This is a genomic window from Psychroflexus halocasei (assembly GCF_900107595.1).
In the GTDB taxonomy this organism is placed as follows: domain Bacteria; phylum Bacteroidota; class Bacteroidia; order Flavobacteriales; family Flavobacteriaceae; genus Psychroflexus; species Psychroflexus halocasei.
In genome coordinates this window covers 23,816-45,075 of record NZ_FNQF01000010.1, presented here as the reverse complement: position 1 = coordinate 45,075, position 21,260 = coordinate 23,816, and the positions used below count along the sequence as shown (strand labels likewise).

Sequence of the window (21,260 nt, the reverse complement as noted above, 5' to 3'; positions counted from 1 at the left end):
GCAGCTTAAAAATCAAAAAGTAAGCAGGTAAAAAAGTCATTAAAACAACATGAAGGTCAATTATAAAAATTAACCAACGCGGTGTTTGACGTCTTAATCTGCTTTTAAGAAGTTCGATCACAGGATAGATGTTAGGATTAGTTATATGCGAAATTAAGTTATTTTTAATAAACAATCAATTTTTTGACGAATCAGTTTTGGGTAGTCGGTAGTCGGTAGTCGGTAGTCGGTAGTCGGTAGTCGGTAGTCGGTAGTCGGTAGTCGGTAGTCGGTAGTCGGTTTTCTGTTGTCAGTTGTTAGTTGATCGTTTATAGTTTTCCATGTATTTGTTTATTTGACTATCCGTGTAGTCGGTTTTCGATTGTCAGTTTACCGTGATTCGGTTTTTGTGCTTCGCAAAACATCCGTCATTCTGCCCCGACCTGAAGTTTCGGGATCGCAGATCAGAATCTCATAACTTAAAACAAGTGCTGTCAGTTCGAGTGGGCATTGTTAGAAAATAAGGCATTTTAAATGACTTTAATTTTCTCAATGCGTTGTATAGAGAGCATTATGAGGAAAATTCTGTTCTCGATACATTGTTTTCTCCGTTATCACTACGAAAAAATACTCGAACTGACAGTTACTACTCAATTTCAGATTCGACTTCAAGTTCGGTTTCTTATTTCCTATATCTTGCATCTATTGTCTAAGATCTAGTTTTTTCGTTTAATCGACTAACCGGTTCTCAGTTACTCAATACTCACTACTTGATACTTGTTACTAACGTTCCTTGACAACCTCAAGAACTGCTCTCTTCACTCTATCTAAATCTTTTTGAGACAAGTTAGAGCCACTTGGCAGACACAAACCTTTTTCAAAAAGTGTTTCGGCAACATCATCACCATAATAATCGGCTGCTTTAAAAAATGGTTGCAAATGCATTGGTTTCCATAAAGGACGGGTTTCTATATTTTCTTTTAACAATGCTAAACGTATATCCTCTCTTGTGACACCTGTTTTTTCTGGATGAATTAGAACTGTTGACAACCAACGGTTACTTTTAAGATTCTTTGGTTCTTCTAAAAATTCAAAACCATCAAGATTAGAAAATTCTTCTCGATAGAACTCATAGTTTGAACGTCTTGCTTCTACTCTATCTTCAATCACTTCTAATTGACCGCGACCAATTCCGGCAGCAACATTTGATAAGCGGTAATTAAAACCAAGTTCAGAGTGTTGGTAATGTGGCGCATCATCCCGAGCTTGAGTTGATAGAAAAATTGCTTTTTGTTTCTTTTCTTCATTTTGACACACCAAAGCGCCACCTCCTGAAGTTGTGATAATTTTATTTCCGTTAAAAGACAAAATTCCATAATTCCCTAAGCTTGCGCAATGTTTATTTTTATACAAACTGCCTAAAGCTTCTGCTGCATCTTCAATAACAGGAATATCGTATTTTTTTGCAATCGCATTGACCTCATCAACTTTGTAAGGCATTCCGTACAAATGAACGCCAATAATCGCTTTAGGTTTCTTGCCATGTTTATCAATCGTGCCTTTAATGGCTTTTTCTAAATGAACAGGACAAATATTCCAAGTTTCCTTTTCGCTATCCACAAAAACAGGATGCGCTCCTTGATAGATAATCGGATTTGCAGAAGCTGAGAACGTCATGGATTGACAAATAACAAAATCATCTCTTTGAACACCAGCCAGTATTAAGGCTAAATGAATTGCTGATGTACCTGAGCTTAAAGCAGCTGTGTGTTTATTTTTATCTATATAACTGGAAAGTTCTTTCTCAAAATTATTGACATGTGGGCCGAGAGGGGCGATCCAATTGGTTTCGAATGCTTCATTAACGTATTCTTGCTCTTTTGTCCCCATGTGTGGCGAAGAAAGCCATATTTTTTCGTTCATAATTTCAATGGATTGATGAAGTAAATCGGTTTATTAAGATTGACGCAAAAATAAGAAATATAAGGTTGAATCGAGGTTTTTTGTTTTTCGTTTTTAGTTTTTCGTTGATCGTGTAATCGTGTATTCGTATAATGGTGTAATCACTTTAGAAATTTTGAATTTCCAACCTCTAACGACTATACACTGCTGACATTTGTTCTCGATACACGCTTAAACAACGCGCACTCAAACTGAGAAGGTTTTAGGTTTCAGATGTTAGACAATAGATGCTAGATAATAGATGTTGGATTTAGAGTATAGTGTCTAAAATCTTGTATCTCATCGTCTATGATCAGCTTCAGATTCAATTTCAATTTCTCACCTCTCACTACTAATTACTATCTACTAAATTAATGACTAAAAAACATCTGTTTTGGTAAGGTCAATTTTGATAATTCTATAAATTATAAAATAAATTGACTGCAAAAGAAAAATCCTTTCACTTTGATGAGGTGAAAGGACTTTTTTAAAACTAAATTTTTGATTCTAAAACAATTATCGTAACACGTAATTATTCAACAATTAATTTTAATGATTGGCTTCTAGATGATTCCATATCAATCACTTTTACAAAATAAATACCTGTCTCTAGTTTAATTTTATTTAATTCAACTTTAGATTGATTTTGAGCAGTATGTTTAAATACTTCTCTTCCTAAATTATCATAAATAATAATTTCAGTATCTGTGCTAGGGTTTAATCCTTGTATTTCAAAGCTGTTTGAAGCAACTGGGTTAGGATAGATTTTTAAATCAATTTTATCAGGGTTTTCTGTTCCTAAAGTGACATTTTTAAATTTTAATTTAAAACGACTTGCATCAATACTTTCTGCAATATTAGGATTAACAGAAAATGCGTGTGCAAAATATGAAGAAGTTATTTCAATTTCTTCATCTAAGTATTCATCAACTAAATAAGTATCTTTATCTAAATCACCTTCGCTTTCGATAACGAAACTATAATCTAAAGTTCTGTAATTGTTTACAAACAAATCTAAAACTTCTTCATGAACAGGCATTTCTCTGTATTCAATTGCCAAGTAATAGTTGTCATTAAGTCTGGTCAAATTTTCATCAAGGTTCCCCATTTTAGCATAATCATCTTCAATCGTGTTAGAAAATTTATCGCTAAAATTTATTCTGATTCCATCATAAGGCTTTTCAGAATTATTTAAAGCTTCATCAGAAAATAATTGAACATTGATATAGCTTGATCTATTGATTCCGCCTTCTTCAGAAAAAACACTTAACTGAGTGTTACTTTCAATTTTATCAGTTTCTTCAAAAACTACAAATGGTGCAATACCTTGGTTATTCGTTAAAACAAAAACAGCTTGTTTCACTTGTAATATATTTGTAGCATCTGACCCTACTGAGTTAATACCGTCAGGAAGGTCAACGGTAACATAACCTCCACGGGTATTTATTGTTGGATCCCAGAAATAAACGACTCCAGCATTAACGTTAGTTGAGTTATTTAAAACAGTATTTAAATCAACTTGTGCATGATAAGGATTTCCGACAAAATTGAAAGCTTCAAAAGTTGAATTAAGACCAGTGATGGTTTGTACTCCTGTTTCAACGACTCCAGTTTCTCTTAAACGCGTATCGGTTGATTGTGTTGCATTACTTGTGATATCAATTGTTCTATCACCTCTAATCATTAATCGGTATGGCTGACCAGCAACTAAATTTGTTGTCGTGTTAGGCTGTATTTCCCAAGATTGAGTTGCATTATCAAAAATGAAAATAGAAGGATTACCAGACGGGTTATAATCAAAACCATTATTACCATCTTGAGACACTGAAGCATAAGATGACCCTGGCTCTACACCTGTAATATGTGTTCCAAAACCATTAGGCGAAGCATCGAGATAATCAGTTGGGTTTTCTTGCCAATTTTCGCGAATGCTTGTTAAAGTTGTTACAGATGGAGACAACATTCTGAAAGCCCTTTTTTCAGGGAAACACTGTTCTGTTGTAATATTTCCTGAAATACTTCCTTTAACTTGCTTAATAACTGCAGCTGATGATGGTGAGCTAAATGAACATTTCATCGTTATAAAACCTCCAGTGGTTATTGCTCCTTCTAAAGAAGATAAGCTTTCAGTTATGTCCATTTTTGAATTTAAGGTCACTCCTATTTCATTTTCTACAACAAAGTTAGCAACGGATGTTTCTAATAAATCTGCTGGTATATTTTGTAGCGTATTTGAAGACATGTGCAAAGTTGAATTAGGCGAACTTGCATCGATTTTTGCACCAACATCAGTTAACATATCACCATTAATAGCAAATAGATACCCGTTAACATTGATGGTTGCATTTGAGCTCATCACCAACTCACCTGCACCTGCATCTGCTGTTAAAATTGGGTAATTTGGTCGGCTATTAGGAATCGTTACTTTATTATTTCCATTAGGCACACCATTAGGTGTCCAGTTTGTCGCAACATTCCATTGAGAATCAGTATTACCATTCCAAACGAAATCCGTACAACCTGTTGCGGCCTCAATAACATCAGACACTGCTGAATTTAAAGAAGCATAGTTAAATTCAATTCTATGTGCAGTTCCTATTGAAAAAGATAAATCATCAAAGGTTGCCACACCGATAGTGTTTGTTAGTTTAGTTAGTGTTCCGAGTAACTCTCCTGGACCAGAATACAAGCTTGCCGTAATTGCAATATTATCTTGCGGAACGGCAGCACCATTATCATCTTCAAGCTGAACAGTAATATCGCTTAGCAAAGTCCCATCGCAATTTTGACTTGTTGGCTGTGTTAAAACGTTAAGCTGTGAAGCGACACCTAAAGAAGGTTCATTAAAAGCAATGAAAGATGGATCCGAAGAGCCACGGGGCTCATATCTTAACTCTACTGCATCTTGGTAATTTGTATCACCAATACCAAAGGCTGTAATTTCAATCGCTTTTAAATGAATAGATCTTGTTCCATTTGTAAGTGTATATCCAGAATTACCTGTAGAATTAAAATTATAGAAGTCTGGATTCCAATTTCCTAAAGCTGGCTCAGTAGAAGATGCGAAGTTTATGGTTACAACATTACCGACCACTGATCCCGAACTATCTACAAAAAAAAGTCTATCAAAACCACTCCCACCAGAAGGTAAAGCTGTTTGAGAAACGATAATATCCGGAATATTATCATCAATCCTAGAAAGTGAAATTCCGTTTGAGCTCAATGAAAATCTCGTTATTGTACTTTGTGGAATATTTGTAATATTAGTTCCAAGATCCAGTCCGTTAATACCATCGGTTAAAAAATTTGCAACCTGATTTCCATTTGTGATCGTGTTAAAAGGATTAGTCGAGCTGTTATCAGTCCCATTATTAATACCATCTGCTAATTGACCTAGACCTACATAGTAAAAGCCACCTCCTGTGGTTGGTAAAAAACCTAATGGCAATGCACGGTAAACTTCTGGCGTGTAGCTTATGCTATTATTTGTTAGGGTTAAATCATCAACACCCGTTGAAAAAATTGTTGCCCCATATCTAAAAGCCAATAATTCATGACTGTCATCTGGGCGAACTGGGTTAATGCTTGTATCACTTGAACTCCATAGACCGTCATAGTTTGTCCAAAGTTCTGTAATTTGCTGAGCGTTTATTGTGCTAAATGACAACATTAGTGTAAGAAGCAGTAGTTTTATTCTCATAATTTTTTGGTATTAATTCATACAAAAATAGTTTAAAAATTTCAAACTGACAAATGCAGAATTTTAATTGAATTTAAAAAAAGTTGTGTAAAGTGATAATTGTTTTGTGAACTTAGGTTTTTAGGCAGTAGATTTTAGGTTAGTGTTTTAAGACTAGCTTTTAATTTCTCCCGCTGCACCGTGATCGAGAACGAATTCGGCTTGTGGTAATGTTTGTAATATGGATGCAGGAACTTGAGTGGTGACATCGCCATGAATTGCTAATTTCATGATGTCAGATTTCCTTTTACCTAAGGCTAATAATATTATTTTTTTGGCTTTTGAAATTGTATCAACCCCTATGCTAATCGCTTTTTGAGGTACTTTATCCATTGATCCGAAGGCTGCTTTTGCATCTTCTCTCGTGACTGAATTTAGATGAACTAAACGCGTTTTTGACTCAAAACTAGAACCAGGCTCATTAAAACCAATGTGTCCGTTTCTGCCAATTCCTAAAAGTTGCAAATCTAAACCGCCAAGACTTTCAATTTTATCTTCATATTCTTGACAATACTGCGCGATGCCTTCTTCTGAAAAATCAGTGTGTGGAATATGCGTATGCTCTGGTTTAATATCGACGTGCTTGAATAAAAACTGTCGCATAAAATAAGTATAGCTCTGCTGATCATCTGGTAAAATAGGATAATATTCATCAAGGTTAAAGCTGATGACATTTTTGAAGCTCAATGCTTCATTTTGATGCAAACGAATTAACTCTTGATAAACACCTTTGGGTGTATTGCCGGTAGCTAAACCTAAAACGGCAGGCTTGCCTTGTTTTTCTTTTTCATTAATTAGATTTGCGATTTGATGGGCAACATATAATGAGGCTTGTTGAGCTTCACTAAAAAGCTTGAGATTATTTGTAACAGATGTTTTATGAGATTGGTTTGTCATAACTTTAATAGAAATTCGTTTAATTCTAAGATGGGTTGTTGTTTAGGTCTAATTATTTTGCTTGATGATTTGACCAGGATTACCAACGACAGTTGATCCGTCTGGGATATCATAAATAATGACAGCGCCAGCTCCAATGATGCAGTTTTTTCCGATATTAATATTCTGAATCACAGAAGCTCCAATACCAATGTGTGTCCCTTCACCAACCTCAACATGACCCCCAAGAGAGGCTTGAGGTGAGACATGCACAAAATCGCCTATTTGACAATCATGCTCTATAATTGCTCCTGAGTTGATGATACAATGCGCACCAACTTTAGCGGAATTGTTGATCACTGAATTTGGCATCACAACAGTTCCTTCCTTTAATTGAGCATCATGAGAAACGACTGCTGATGGATGAATTAAAGCTTTTGAGAAATTACAATTTAAATGATGAGCCAACCTTTGTCGAATCTGATTGTTTCCAATACTGATGACGACAGGTGATGAAGAAACTTCATCTAATGAATACTTTGCGTTGACCTTGCAACCAAGAATATTTTTGATCTCAGCATTATCATCAAAAATATAATTAATTTCTAGGTTGCAGTTTCTAATAATGTCAATAATGACCTTAGCATGACCGCTAGCTCCGAATAAATTGATTTTCATATTTGGTATAATAGGTTTACAAACTTATATAAAGTTTATGAAGCAGAAGATAGTGCTTTATTATTTTACAAAGTTTTAGATTTACTTTTTTGTCTGTTGTCTGTAACCTGTTTTTTGTGAAATCGTTTATTTAAATAGTCGAGTAATCGGTTCTCAGTTTTCCGTTCTCAGCTGTCACTTCGATTTCTTAAGAATCACGAACCATGACTTTTTGACTCACGACTAATTCTGTTGTCTGTTGTCAGTAATCTGTTTTTTGTAAAATCGTTTATTTGTGAAATCGTTTTCCCTATCCTATGTCTTGTATCTATTCTCAGTTACTCTGTGAATTGTGATTCATGAATGGTGATTCGGTTTATGCATTCGTTGGGAATGGTCAATCGATTTTCGATTTGAATTTCAGCTTCAATTTCAATTTCTCACCACTCACGACTAATTCTGTTGTCGGTTGACAGTTATCTGTCATTCTGGAAAATATCGACGATAGGAGAGATTTATTCAGAATCTCATAGGTTGTAAATTCGTTGATTAGTAAAATCGTTTTTACGCAGTATGCTATAGGCAGTAAATATTTTTAATTTAAAATTTTAAATTCTGAATTTCTAGCTTCTAGTGTCTAAAAATCTAATGTCTATTATCTAATTTATCATTTCCTTTAAAAGCTTCAGCTGTCGCTTGTCCGTCTTGACTGACTCCTTCAGAAATCAATACTTTTTTCATTGTTAAAAAAAAGATTTTTAAATCTAAACTGAAGCTTTGATGATCGACATACCACACATCAAAAGTAAACTTTTGTTCCCAAGAAATAGCATTCCTTCCATTGACTTGCGCCCAACCCGTAATCCCAGGACGTACCCAGTGACGTTTTTTTTGTTCTTCACTATACAAAGGTAAATACTGAGGTAATAATGGCCTTGGCCCAACCAAGCTCATATCGCCTTTGAGTACATTAAGCAGCTGTGGAATTTCATCTAAACTTGTTTTCCGCACAAAACTCCCTATACCTGTGAGTCGGTCTGCATCTGGAAGAAGTTCCCCCTTAGCATCTTTTTTGTCGTTCATCGTCTTGAACTTGATGATACTAAAAATTCTTTCGTTTTTGCCTGGGCGTCGTTGAAAGAAAAAAGGCTTCCCGTTGTTGGCAATTGCCAGCCCAATCATAACGATGATAAAAATAGGACTCAGCAGCACCAAGCCTACTAAAGCGGCGAGGAAGTCGAAAAGGGGTTTGAGGATGGTTTTGTACATGAGTGTTTTTGGGTTACGGGTTGCGAGTTACGGGTTTTGGGTTCGTTAAAGGGAGAGTGTGACAACGTCCTAACTCAGCAACTCATAATCTTCACTGGGTTCTGAAAATTTTTTACCTTTAATAGTTGTTGACTTTAAATAATTCATAAATGCCCCTAATTGTTTTCCAATAATAGTTGTCATCATATTCAATTCTTCAAATTCGGTTTGATTAATTACATCAATATCTAAAGCTCTAAAGAACTGAGACCTTAATTCCCCAGCACTTCCTTTCGAAATTGACAAAAAGTGTTTAAATTCCTTAGTCCCATCACGCTCAAAGCCTTCTGTTTAACCTGTGAAATACGATTTGAGTCTTTTTTTTAAAAACATTTTACCATAATGTGTTTTAAGGTATTTTTCTCTTTTTAATGCATCATTTTGGGATAAACAAGCTTCAAAATAAATTAATTTTAAAGGCCTACGATTTTTTGTAGATTCTACATAGCCATTATTGTGCTGGTTAAATCGTAAATTCAAATCTTTCGTATAACCTGTATAGTTTTTACCATCAACTTCACTTTTCAAAATATAAACATAGAAAAAACCTCCCATAATGATTTGAATTAATTTCACAGGTCAAGTATTATCCATAATACTACCACTGGTTTTAAACATATGATTGATTAAAAATCCCGTATTTTTATCTTGTTTGGTTCTAAATATTTCGAACATTCGTTTATTCAATGTCCTACTCGTTTGCCAAACTTTTAATTCTTCAAAGGTATTAATTTTTGACATTTTCTCTTTTTTAAATTAAGGTCTTAGGTTTATAACTCGCTAACCTGTTAACCCGTAACGTTCTGTTTGCAGAAAATTCCTGTGTTTCTCGATAAAGCTGAGTCACAAAATTAATAGAATTCTTCCAAACCTCTATATCTACTGGTTGACTTGTACACTGGTTTACTGGTCAACTGGTTCACTTGTTTTCAAAATATTTAATCAAATTCACTAATTGCTTGCCTATTTTTTGGTTACTTCATTTAACTTCCAATACTAAACACTTTAAAACCAATTTTCTCCAGCTGTTCTTTATCTAAAATATTACGACCATCAAAAATGTGAGCTGGCTTTAACATCTTATCATAAATCCGCTGCCAGTCATAGTCTTTAAATTCATCCCATTCTGTCAAAACCGCAATGGCATGCGAGTCTTCACAGGCTTCATAGGGATCTTGTTCTACAGTCACCAGTTCCTGATTCTCTTGCGCACTACGGGTATTCAAATAATCTAAATCTGCTAACATTTGTTGCTCGGTTACTTTTGGATCATAAACCGATAGCTTTGCTTTTTCAAACAGCAAGTGGTCGGCCACATAAATCGCAGCAGACTCTCTTGTGTCATTGGTATCTTTTTTAAATGCCCAACCTAGGAAGGTTATTTTCTTAGCATTAACTGTATTGTATAAGTTGGTAATAATTTGAGTCGCAAAACGTCTTTTTTGATGGTCATTTATTTTAATCACTTGTTCCCAATACTCCGCCACCTCAGTTAATCCATAAGTTCTACATATATATACTAGGTTTAAGATATCTTTTTGAAAACAAGAGCCTCCAAAACCTACAGAGGCTTTTAAGAACTTAGGACCAATACGACTGTCTGTACCAATAGCACGTGAAACTTCACTTATATCTGCTTCTGTACGTTCACAAAGTTCTGATAAAGAATTAATGGATGAAACCCGCTGGGCTAAGAAAGCATTCGCCGTTAATTTTGACAATTCAGAAGACCAAAGGTTCGTAGTTAGCACGCGCTCACGAGGTATCCAACGCTCGTAAACCTCTACTAAAGCCTGAATAGCTTCTTTTCCTTTTTCGGATTGATCACCCCCAATTAGAACACGGTCAGGTTTTAATAGATCCTGAACCGCAGTACCTTCTGCTAAAAATTCAGGGTTGGATAAAATCTGGAAATTTACCCCATTGCCTGTATGCTTTAAAATATCTTTTATGGTGCTGGCCGTTCTTACAGGTAAAGTTGATTTTTCAACAATTATTTTATCTGTGGTACTTACTTTAGCTATTTGTCTAGCACAAAGCTCTATCCATTTTAAATCTGCCGCGAGTCCTTTCCCTTTTCCATAGGTTTTTGTGGGCGTATTTACCGATATAAAGATGGTATCGGCTTCATGGATTGCTTTCTCAATTTCTGTAGAAAAAAAAAGATTACGACCTCTTGCCTCTTTAACCACATCACTTAAACCTGGCTCATAAATAGGAAGATTCTCTAAATTTGAATCATTCCAAGCCGCAATACGCTCTTGGTTTAAATCGACCACAGTAACTTGAATATGGGGACATTGCTGGGCAATCACAGACATGGTTGGCCCTCCTACATAGCCCGCACCGATACAACATATTTTTTTAATTTCCATTTTTTATAATTTTATAGTATTGATTAGCTCAGCGAATTCTGAGCACAAAATAGATTTATCATATTTTTTTTCAGCCAGTTGACGCGAGTTCTTACCCATTTTCTGAAGAACAGTTGGCGTACTTTGTAAATACTTAATACAATCTTTCAGTTCTTCCGGATTACTGGGATTTACATAATACCCACACTTATGTTCTTCAACCATATTTTTTGTCCATCCTGCTGAATTGACGATAAGAGGCTTCCCTGCCGACAATGAATCAAATAACTTATTGGGGGAATTGGTATAAAGTATGGAAAGATCTTTAAAGCTCACCATAGAGACATCACATAAATTTACAATCTCTGAGGTCTTCTCCATTGGAAATCTCCCTAGAAAGTGCACATTATTTAAAGCGTTCTTTTTGCAATAGGCTTTTAATTCTTCCTCTGTTGATCCCCCGCCTATAAAAATGAACTCTACGGTAAGATCCTCTTTTAAAAGTTCTGCTCCTCTTATGATATTCATGGCATCATTGGCCAAGCCCAAAGCTCCAAAATGAATCATTTTAAAACTATCTTTTTTTAATCCTAATTCTTCTCTTAAATCATCATTAACTCCTCGTGGCCAAAACGCATCAATTTTTGCCATATTAGGGATCATACTCACCTTACTTTTTGCTTCATATTTGATAACTCCTTCAGCCATACCTGGGGAAAGTGTTACAATATGTGTAGCATTTTTATAAATAGTTTTTTCAAAAGCAATGGCTAATTTTTTTAATATAGGGTTGTTTAAACCACCCATTTGTATAGGCACCTCTGGCCATAAATCGCGCACCTCGAAAACGTAGGGTATACTTTTGAATTTTTTCAATATTAATGCAGGAAAGCCAACCGTTAGTGGCGTTGAAGTTGCTAACACTAAATCTACACCCTTAACCCCTTTTGCTAATCGTGTAGACTTTAGCATAAAACTCACAAAAGACTTTACCCGTGCGGCAATAGACATCTTTTGATCATAAGGCACTTTCACATAAATAACTCGAATCCCATCAATAAACTGCTCCTCCTGTGAGTTAGTAATGGAAGAGGAAGTGCTTAGCATGGTTACTTTATGCCCCTTTTCTATTAATTTTTGAGCTATCCAATATGAGCGTGTACCCCCCGGTTCAGCTGGGGTTTTAAAGTATTGATGGATATAAAGTATGTGCATGTCTTTTTAAACTAGATATTTTAAGGTATAGCTGTAAATTTAATCTATAAAACAAAAATATAGTTTTATATTGTGATTGCTTTATAAATCTGAATGTATTCGATTGCTATTTCCTTCCACTCATGATTTTTGATGATTTCTTTAGGGCTAAAATTATAATTATTATAATTGATAATTATTCTTCTAATGCCATTGGCTATACTTTCTACACTATTATAATCAACAGCTTCTCCTATATTCCTTTTATAAAGACCATCAATTCCTTCATTCTTGGTAAAAACAACTGGGATTCCTTGTGATAGCGCCTCAATGTAAACTAATCCAAAAGTTTCGGCTTTAGAAGGCATGGTATATATATCTGAACGTATATAAAATTCTTTAAGCCGTTCCTTATCGAATATTTTACCATGAAAAGTGATATTTTTTTTATTTTTAATAAATTCTAAAATTTTTGTTTCAGCTTTTCCACCGCCTCCAATAAGGTTTAATTCACAGGGAATACCCTGTTTTTTTAAACTTTCAACTGCTTGGATTAGTCTCATCACGTTCTTACCAGGTGAAAACTTACCTATAAAAAGTAATTTGGGGATATTAGGGATGCTTTCTTTTCGTTCTTCCCTATTTTGAATCCAAAAGTCATCAATCCCATTAGGAATAAAACTGTATTTTGAATGTATAAGCGGTTTTATCTTTGAATCACGGAGCACTCTATCCTTATATGTTTTCGAAATTAAAATAACACGAGAAGCATTTTTTAAAATCTCTAATCCATATTTTTTTAAATGGGGTAATTTCCAAAACAAATTCAAATCTGTATTTCTTATGGCTATGATGTAAGGAATATTGTATTTCTTACTTAACTCATAAGCTACCCCACCATCGCTATACCAAGTATGTGCGTGAATACAGCTTATTGTTTGTACATCAATTTTAGAATCTACATCTTTCAGTATTTTTTTTATTTTTTGCTTATAAAAAATACGATCGGTATGTGAATTAAGTATGGGGCTGTAGATGATTTTCGAGTTCGGATCTTTAAAGTCTATTTTATTCTTGCCAATTAAAGATTTCTCCCGAATTGATGTATAAATAACCTGTGTTAGGCCTTTTTCATCTAAGGCTTGTGCAAGGCTTTTATAAACTGTTGAGCCTGAATAGTCGTTTGCAATTTGTAAAATCACTCGTTATATAAATTAGCTTGGAATTGTAAGGATAAAGAACTGTTCTTTATTTTTAATTGGTTTTTTTTATAAAAATTTTTAAATAAAACAGCCAATTCTTCATCATAGGGTATTAATTTTATCCAACCATCAGAAACTTTCCAGCCTGTATTTTGAAAACTTTCATTTTTCGAGAAACTTCCATCGACATTGTCGCTGAATCTATGTTCCATGTTGTTATACATACTATACAAAATAGTATTACTAAATTTTTTTAAGTCTTCTTTCGACCAAGTCTCACTTCCTAATTTAACAGCGGTTAAAACATATTCTACTACATGGTTGCCATGAGTAACATCCTGGATAATATTTGGATTAGATTTTCTTTTCTTCAAAGCATTTGTAAAGCGGTTGCGATAAGTGCTATTCCAAATATAGTAAGGATGATCATTAAATTTTTTCTCAATAAGAGCACCTGCTAATTGTTCGTCAAAAGTGCTATAGAATGAATAATAATAAGGCTTTTGCGCCCCCATACAATCTAGATACAAAGCGACTTCTGCCCAAGTGGCAGAAATATGGAAGCGTTGATGAAACAAGTTAGACTGATCGCCGTGTCTCTTAACACTAATTTTGTTCCATTTGTCAAAAGAATATTTCAAACCATTAAATATTGATGGTTGTTTACTTTTAAATAGATTATTATTATGAATTATATATAAAAATTGCCCTACATATCTAAAAAAATACCCCTCAAAAACAATTGATTCTGAACCGTTATGTTTAAAGTTTCCATTATTTTTAGAAACCTGAATCGTCCAATTCTTGCTATTTTTCTGATTAGGTACGTAACTTTTAAGAACATTCTCTACTAATTTTAAGTTTTTTGACAAATAAGTAGTATCCTTTGTTTTTAAATACATGATATTATTAGCATTTAATAAATAACCCATTGCGATAAAATTATACGCATTATTTTCTAATGACATTTTACTCAAGACTTCATAAGAGTATGCAGTATTCTCGTCTAAAATATCCTTATTTTGTCCAAAACATCCTGTTATATAAAACATAAGGCAAAAACTTAAAACTATTATTTTCTTCATTTTTATAGAGTTTACTTTAATGAAATATTCATCTAAGTTTTAAAACTAATTGAAAACTTACTTGTAGATACTAGTTATTGTATTCTTAATCCAATTCTAATCGATAATATGTTAGAAACAGATAAAAGAAGGACACTACCAAATATTTAAAAAAATCTTTTTTAATTAATACTTTATCTCGATAAAAAAAAGGAAAACATAAAATCAAAGGAAGCCAAATCCAAGAAAAAACACCAAACCTATCTGAAAAAGAAACCTGTAAAAAAAGAAGATAAACACAACTTAACACAAGATAAATTTTATTAACAATGGCATATTCTTCATCTTTATATTTCCAAACAAAATAAGCTCCATATATGAGACCTATAGTTTGAAAAACAATTACGTATATAGTAAAACCAGAAGGTTCTTGAGAAGCCTCGCCAGAAATATAAGCCTCCATTCTTTCATTTGCTTGTACTATGGGGCCGATAATAGGAAGGTTTAAAACGCTAAACTTAAAAAAAGCTAAAACATAAAAAACTAAAGTTCCTAAATAATACCATATTATCTTTATTTTCACGAAACGCACGACCAAGAATGTCAATAAAAAAATTAATCCTGAGGAATGGAACATAGAACCAACGAGTAAAAGAGTAAATCCCTTTATATTTCTAGATATAAAATTATCTGTCTTTCGGCCAATTTGCAATAAATAAAGTACGCCCAGCAGACAAAGCATACCCGAAATACCATTTCGCAATATATTTATCCCCATACTATAGAAAAATCCAAAACACAAAAAAGAAAAAAGAAAGAACAAACGTCCTTTAGAAGTTAATTTCTTTATAATAAAATAAATCGTTCCTATATAGATTGCAGCCAGCAACCATAGATAAGCTTCTCTAGAGATTACTTGAGAAGATAAAAAAGTAAATAACACAAAAAAATTATCACGATTTATTTTCGAAAAATTCAAGGCATATTCAAACTTTGTGAAATTTGAAAGTACATCAAAATCACGTAGGTAAGCTGGAGTGTCTGTTCCTATATTTTCTGACCTTAAACCGAAAAAAAAAACATAAAAAAGTATGCCTAATAAAAAGAAGAAATTATCTGCAATTTTTGGATACCTTCTATTTTTTGAATACTCTAAGAGCAAAAAAAAAGAAAGTATTGCCAACGCAAATATGGATAAGAAATAAATATTAAAAAAATCTACTAATTTCATTATTTTTTATTAAAAGATTTAATTTTAAAAACAAAAAGTCAATCTAAATATTGGAATTTTAATTAACAAACTTTTATAAAACTCCTTTGCATTAAATTTTTTTATTTAAATCATCTAAGCATTTTTTATAAAACTAAAATTACCCTAGAAAAAAAACAATAAATCATGTTTTTATCCATATCTAGGAAAAGATTTCATGTTCCTTAATTTTATAATAATTTATTAATGCTTTTATTTGTTCATCATTCCCTCCTTGCTCAACATTACTGACACTCAATTTATTTGAAGCATTTTGTACTGGAAGTAGATTTGAGAAATACTCCCCTTTTACTGTCTTCGTTTTATTTAATTGTGCCATAATATTGAGCCAAACATCATCCGCATAAAAACAGTGTTGCATAAACACTTCATTATTCAAAACTTCCTTTGAAAAAAAATTAGTTCGATACAATGTACCACCACCACTAGTGTGAAAAATTTTTAAATTGGGTCCGAAAAGACCAGAGATTTTATCCCAATCTTTATAAGGTATTATTTCCCCGTCCTCATTATGTAAAACTTTCCAACCTCTGAGACAACAAATAGTATCTGGGTAGTGTTCGTGTAAATTTAATAAATCGAATATAATATTACTTGGATAAATAATATCATCATCGATTGTTATTAAAACATCTTGAGGAAATTTCTGAAAAGCATAATAGTATTTTTTATGGGAACGTAAATCATCATCAACAAAAAATATTTCTATTAAGTTTAAGTTTAAATACCGCATTAGTGACTTAGGAATGTTTTTAAATCCATTGGGAAATTGTTCCTTTGAAAGCCAAATAAGTATTTTATCGGGAGTACTAGTTTGTCTTAATAAACACTCAATAACTATCCAAAGCTTATTTATCCTCTCAGGAAAAGTCGTAAGTGTAACTGTTACATTATTATTACAATTATTATTTCCCAAAACATTTGAACTAGAAGGAATAGATTTAAACCATACAGGGACTATAAGTTGAGCCGATCGACGAATTATAAATCGTAAGAAAGATTGAAATTTATTTAACTTCACTAGAGAAGAATATATTTTATCCAAAAAATCTACTAACATATTTAATAACTTAATTAAAAGGTGTTTCTATTCAGTAAAATCTAAAAATTACTTTTACTACTATCTAATTTCTTCTCTTTTCCAAAAAAATTACACGAATAAAATATTTTGTCAGCAAATGGGATCGCATCCTTAAATTATGTATAATATTTGTTTTTTTTAGAGACGGTTTAAAATCTCGTCTATAATCGGAGATCATTTTATGATATACAACTTTTGACAAGAAAAAATCTATAGAATTTAATAATTTTTTATCATTTGAATCTTCTCTTATTTTTTCAATTGTAGCCAAAGCACATATTTGTTTAACTGGGTTTGTTGCATTATCTGTTACTTGATTTACGGTATTTTTATGATAATGAGCTAAGGTACGATTAATCCAAATATTTTTTTTACTGTATTGCAAACACCTGATCCATGTATCAACATCTCCCCCTCTTTTACATCTATTTTCTGGAAATAGCTCACTTTTGATAAGAAGAGATCTTTTAATGGTTACCGCACTGGTCCAAATAAAGTAATTTTCTCGAAAGAAATCAATTAAAGAAAAGTTTACATATAAATCTTCAAATTTTTCAAAAAAATTATTTTTAACCACTTTAGAGGAATAAACGTTGTCCCAATTTGTACTAAAAATTTCTGCAGTTGGCTCTTTTTTTATAGCTAGACAAACATTCTCTAAATAATTAAGCTCCCAAGCATCATCTGCATCTAAAAATGCTACCCATTCACTACGGGCTTCTTTAATTCCAAGATTTCTAGCGGCATAGCCTCCTGGCCCTGGAGTATTCCTAGTAAAAAGTCTTATGTTTTCATCTTGAAATTCTTCTAATTTTTCGGAGGAACCGTCTGTAGAGGCATCATCTACCAAGATCAACTCAAAGCCTTTATAGGTTTGATTCAGTACCGAGTTTATAGAGCGCTCTAAATGAGGTGATTTATTATGAACAGGAATAACGACTGAAAACATAATATTTTGATGTGCGTTTGTTACATTCATTTCCTTTACAATATAATATGATACATTAAAACTTTCCTTTCAACAACTCCAATTTAAGAACAAAAATAGCCTTACAATATTCCTTAAAAGTAGCGCCAGTCATTTTATAAATTAATAGTTTCCACCCTGGAAAAAACATTAGAAGTATAGAAAAAGTAATTCCTACGGCTGCTCCCATAATGCCAAATTGGGCACCTATAACCACACAAATTGGTGTAACCAAAAGTACAAACAAATTTAAATAAAACTCTATGTCTGTTCTTCCTGTGGCAATCACTAAACTTCCCATAGGATTAGCAATTGCCCTTATCGCCATATACACACTTAGCACCCTAACTAAAGAAACTATATCTTCAAAACCTTCTCCATACAAAATTTGTACTATCCATGGAGCAAATATAAATAATCCCAGATAAGCTGGTAAATTTATAGTTGATATTATGTTAACCAGTTTGAGATAATTTCTTTTTAAAACCTCCTTATTATCTTGAAACTTTGCCAAAGTAGGCGAGGCAACCCGAGTTATGATTGGATTTAGAATTTGTGCGGGCCGCATCACCAGTTGTTTTGCCAGACTATACCCCCCCAATAATTCTGGTGAAAATAACTTTCCTATAATTAAGATGTCCAAATCACGGTTAAAATAGTTGACAATTTGACCTCCCACTTGATACATTCCAATTTTAAGAAAGGGGCGCGTTTCTGAAAATTTATAATGTAATAATAATCCATAGTGTTTTAAGCCTAAGAATAAATAGAATATATTAGTTAACGCAAACTTTAATAAGGAAGAATAGATTAAAGAATACACTCCATATCCATCAACTGCCAAGTAAATAGCGAGTGCTAAAGACACGACAGCAGCACTTATTTCAATAAGTGAAATATTCTTAAACCTTAGGTTTTTTTGCTCAATGGTTCTAAACATTTGACCAATTCCAGAAATTATTAGATTAATACCTAATAATGGAATCAAAATGTTTAATTGGTCTTCCCCGTAAAAATAGCTAATAAACGGTGTAACTAACCAAAGCACGCCAAACATCGCAAAACTTACAAATAGGTTCAACCAATACAAGCTTCCATATTCTTCTTTGGTCACTCCTCTTTTATGAAGAATGGCTGAAACTAATCCCATATCGTTAAACAAGTTCATAAAGCCCATCACAAAAGTAACCATAGCCATGAGTCCAAAGTCAGCTTTATCTAAATAACGAGTTAAGATAGAAATCTTAAGCAACGCAACCAGAGCTAGAATTATCGTGCTGAGGGTAGACCATTTTAAACCTGCAAAAACTTCCTTCTTTAAACTCATGCTATTTTCTCTATCTGAGATTTAAGCTTTTTAAGCAAAATTTTTTCTCCTATTTCTTGTCTTAAAATATTTCGATTATGAAGCTGCTTTTCTTCGTCTAATTGTTTTAAGGCTTCTAAATTACTCGGTACTAAATCTTCTGAAACCGTATAAATATGTATCCCTATACGTTTTAAATAATAATACAGTGTATTTCTTTGGTCTAAATAAACTTTTGCTCCCATCCAAAGCATGGTAAGCACATTGCCCACAGCTTGCTGTCTATGATGGTTCATGATCACTATACCGCATTTTTGTATATATGCATTATACTCGTGCAAAGGCATAAAATTCACCAAAGGTTCAAAATTATTCTTAAATTCTTTATGTCCTCTTGTTATTATTTCCTCTTTATAATTTTGATCTCCATAGCTTAAGGGAGTAATCACTTTCTGACTATCGAGATTAAATTTAGATAATATTGAAAAAACTTCTAGATGATTGTTGGTATAAGAAGCCGAATTCCCCAATAAAATATTATTGTCAGTGACTTTATTTTTGGGGTCATCCAACATTTTTTCAATTGGATAATAAGAATATTTTAAATAAGTTAACTCATTATCTGGTAATTTATTTTTCACTAAATTAAATTCTTCCTTATAAAGAATTGCACAATAATTAGCTTTATTTATAGCTGCTAAAACTTCTTTATAGGGACCATAGGTTCTATATTTTATCCTGTAAAAAAATCCTCTAAATATATCTTTAAATTTTTTACCAATATTTCTTTTAGCCTTATTACTCTCAAAAAGTTCAAGAGTTTGTGCATCTAAAATACTTTGAGCCTTAAACAAGTATGGATTACTATAGATTTCCATGCCCCACAAAATCCATATTTTTTTATATTTATTTGGTGTTCTGTTTAAAACGATACTGCTATAATACTCTAGCCCATGAAAAAAAACCATGGAAGCTTCACCGAATTTATTTGGTAAACCCTTTGATTGTTCCACACTTTTTTCAACTAAAACCATGCGCTCTTCTTGCTGCACATATTTTAAAGTTTGTTCAATATCGTCCACAAAGAGATAAAAAAGATTCTCTCCTGGGTATAAAGATTCAAATTGAAAATAGGCGCTATTGATAAACTTTTGATCGGAAGCAATATGAATAATCTTCATCTGGAACGTTTTATCGATAAAATTTAAGAATCTTACCAATAATGAAGGCTTGATCTTGAGAAGTAAGTTCATAAAAAAGAGGCAACCTCACCAAACAGTCCGAATAAAAATCTGTATAGGTAAGTTCTTCCCCGTGACAATTTGCTTTATAAAATGAACTTTTATGAAGCGACAAGTAATGAAACACCGCAAGAATGCCATTTTCTTTTAAGTATTTCAGCAAGGCTTTTCGCTCTTTCTTATCTTTACAAACCAAGTAATACATATGTGCATTATTAGTTGCAAATTTTGGGATACACGGCAATTGAACTTCATGTTTTTCATCTAAAACCCCACGAAAAGCTTGGTCATAATTAGTCCAAATTTCTTTTCGCTTATTTTGAATTTCTTTAAGGCTTTCCAATTGAGCATACAAAAATGCAGCGATAATATCTGAAGGTAAAAAAGAACTTCCCATATCAACCCAACCATATTTGTCAACCTCTCCTCGAAAGAAAGCAGAACGGTTAGTGCCTTTCTCACGAATAATCTCTGCTCGCTGTTCAAAACGTTCATCATTAATGACCAACATTCCTCCCTCTCCAGAGATTATATTTTTCGTTTCATGAAATGAAAAAGCGGCTAAATGACCAAAACTCCCCAAAGCTTTGTCTTTATAATAAGAATCAATGGCTTGTGCGGCATCTTCAATCACAAAAAGATCGTGTTGTTTAGCAATGTCCATTACTTTATCCATATCACAAGCCACCCCAGCATAATGCACTAGTACGATTGCTTTTGTTTTATGGGTAATTAGCTTTTCAATAGCATCTTCATCCATACCTGGATGATCTGTTCTACTATCTACAAATTTAATTTTTGCTCCTCGAAGAATAAACGCATTTGCGGTAGACACAAAGGTGTATGAAGGCATTATTACCTCATCCCCTGGCTTAATGTCTATAAGAATGGCAGCCATCTCTAAGGCATCTGTACAAGAGGTAGTCAACAATACTTTTTGAAAACCCAATTGGGTTTCAAAAAAAGTATGGCATTTTTTGGTAAATATCCCATCCCCAGAGATTTTACCAGAAGCCACGGCTTCTTGAATATATTCAGTTTCTTTTCCGGTAACGTAAGGTTTGTTAAATGGTATCATTTT

Annotated in this window: 16 protein-coding genes and 1 pseudogene; all 17 read right to left on the bottom strand. The window is 33.1% G+C overall.

Features of this window, described 5'->3' with window-relative positions:
• Positions 1 to 762: 762 nt before the first annotated feature.
• The 17 genes and pseudogenes from BLV84_RS11080 to rffA all read right to left on the bottom strand — a co-directional run bounded on the left by BLV84_RS11080 (position 763) and on the right by rffA (position 21,257).
• A complete protein-coding gene (locus BLV84_RS11080; protein WP_093245310.1) occupies positions 763 to 1,902 on the bottom strand; it encodes a DegT/DnrJ/EryC1/StrS family aminotransferase in 1,140 nt (379 codons plus the stop codon).
• A gap of 550 nt (positions 1,903 to 2,452) precedes the next feature.
• A complete protein-coding gene (locus BLV84_RS11075) occupies positions 2,453 to 5,620 on the bottom strand; it encodes a T9SS type A sorting domain-containing protein (protein WP_093245306.1) in 3,168 nt (1,055 codons plus the stop codon).
• A 153-nt stretch (positions 5,621 to 5,773) separates the two neighbouring features.
• On the bottom strand, positions 5,774 to 6,556 hold the full coding sequence (nagB, locus tag BLV84_RS11070) for a glucosamine-6-phosphate deaminase (RefSeq protein ID WP_093245303.1): 783 nt from the start codon (positions 6,554 to 6,556) through the stop codon (positions 5,774 to 5,776).
• Positions 6,557 to 6,604: 48 nt separating this feature from the next.
• Entirely contained in the window at positions 6,605 to 7,213 is a 609-nt protein-coding gene (locus tag BLV84_RS11065; RefSeq protein WP_143521358.1) for an acetyltransferase, read from the bottom strand.
• Between the two features lie 624 nt (positions 7,214 to 7,837).
• Complete coding sequence (locus tag BLV84_RS11060) at positions 7,838 to 8,461, bottom strand: sugar transferase (protein ID WP_093245300.1); 624 nt, start codon at positions 8,459 to 8,461, stop codon at positions 7,838 to 7,840.
• A gap of 69 nt (positions 8,462 to 8,530) precedes the next feature.
• A pseudogene (locus BLV84_RS11055) lies at positions 8,531 to 8,776 on the bottom strand (four helix bundle protein); the annotation flags it as partial.
• A gap of 15 nt (positions 8,777 to 8,791) precedes the next feature.
• Complete coding sequence (locus BLV84_RS11050; protein WP_234953146.1) at positions 8,792 to 9,076, bottom strand: GIY-YIG nuclease family protein; 285 nt, start codon at positions 9,074 to 9,076, stop codon at positions 8,792 to 8,794.
• Positions 9,077 to 9,483: 407 nt separating this feature from the next.
• Entirely contained in the window at positions 9,484 to 10,875 is a 1,392-nt protein-coding gene (locus tag BLV84_RS11045) for a UDP-glucose 6-dehydrogenase (RefSeq protein ID WP_093245290.1), read from the bottom strand.
• Between the two features lie 3 nt (positions 10,876 to 10,878).
• A complete protein-coding gene (locus BLV84_RS11040) occupies positions 10,879 to 12,069 on the bottom strand; it encodes a glycosyltransferase family 4 protein (RefSeq protein WP_093245287.1) in 1,191 nt (396 codons plus the stop codon).
• Positions 12,070 to 12,134: 65 nt separating this feature from the next.
• A complete protein-coding gene (locus BLV84_RS11035; RefSeq protein ID WP_093245284.1) occupies positions 12,135 to 13,250 on the bottom strand; it encodes a glycosyltransferase family 4 protein in 1,116 nt (371 codons plus the stop codon).
• Positions 13,247 to 14,335 carry a hypothetical protein gene (locus BLV84_RS11030; protein ID WP_143521357.1) on the bottom strand — a complete coding sequence of 363 codons (1,089 nt, stop codon included), beginning with the start codon at positions 14,333 to 14,335 and terminating at the stop codon, positions 13,247 to 13,249. Before BLV84_RS11030 ends, BLV84_RS11035 begins: the two co-directional genes overlap by 4 nt.
• 85 nt (positions 14,336 to 14,420) lie before the next feature.
• A complete protein-coding gene (locus BLV84_RS11025) occupies positions 14,421 to 15,545 on the bottom strand; it encodes an EpsG family protein (RefSeq protein ID WP_093245277.1) in 1,125 nt (374 codons plus the stop codon).
• Positions 15,546 to 15,726: 181 nt separating this feature from the next.
• Positions 15,727 to 16,644, bottom strand: coding sequence for a hypothetical protein (locus BLV84_RS11020; protein ID WP_093245273.1), 918 nt, complete (start codon positions 16,642 to 16,644; stop codon positions 15,727 to 15,729).
• A gap of 64 nt (positions 16,645 to 16,708) precedes the next feature.
• Complete coding sequence (locus tag BLV84_RS11015) at positions 16,709 to 17,614, bottom strand: glycosyltransferase family A protein (RefSeq protein ID WP_159429425.1); 906 nt, start codon at positions 17,612 to 17,614, stop codon at positions 16,709 to 16,711.
• A 55-nt stretch (positions 17,615 to 17,669) separates the two neighbouring features.
• Positions 17,670 to 18,959 carry an MOP flippase family protein gene (locus BLV84_RS11010; RefSeq protein ID WP_093245267.1) on the bottom strand — a complete coding sequence of 430 codons (1,290 nt, stop codon included), beginning with the start codon at positions 18,957 to 18,959 and terminating at the stop codon, positions 17,670 to 17,672.
• On the bottom strand, positions 18,956 to 20,119 hold the full coding sequence (locus tag BLV84_RS11005; RefSeq protein WP_159429424.1) for a TDP-N-acetylfucosamine:lipid II N-acetylfucosaminyltransferase family protein: 1,164 nt from the start codon (positions 20,117 to 20,119) through the stop codon (positions 18,956 to 18,958). The genes BLV84_RS11010 and BLV84_RS11005 overlap by 4 nt, the downstream gene beginning before the upstream one ends.
• 10 nt (positions 20,120 to 20,129) lie before the next feature.
• Positions 20,130 to 21,257 (bottom strand): dTDP-4-amino-4,6-dideoxygalactose transaminase, encoded by a 1,128-nt coding sequence (gene rffA, locus BLV84_RS11000; RefSeq protein ID WP_093245261.1) that lies wholly within the window; start codon positions 21,255 to 21,257, stop codon positions 20,130 to 20,132.
• Positions 21,258 to 21,260: the final 3 nt, after the last annotated feature.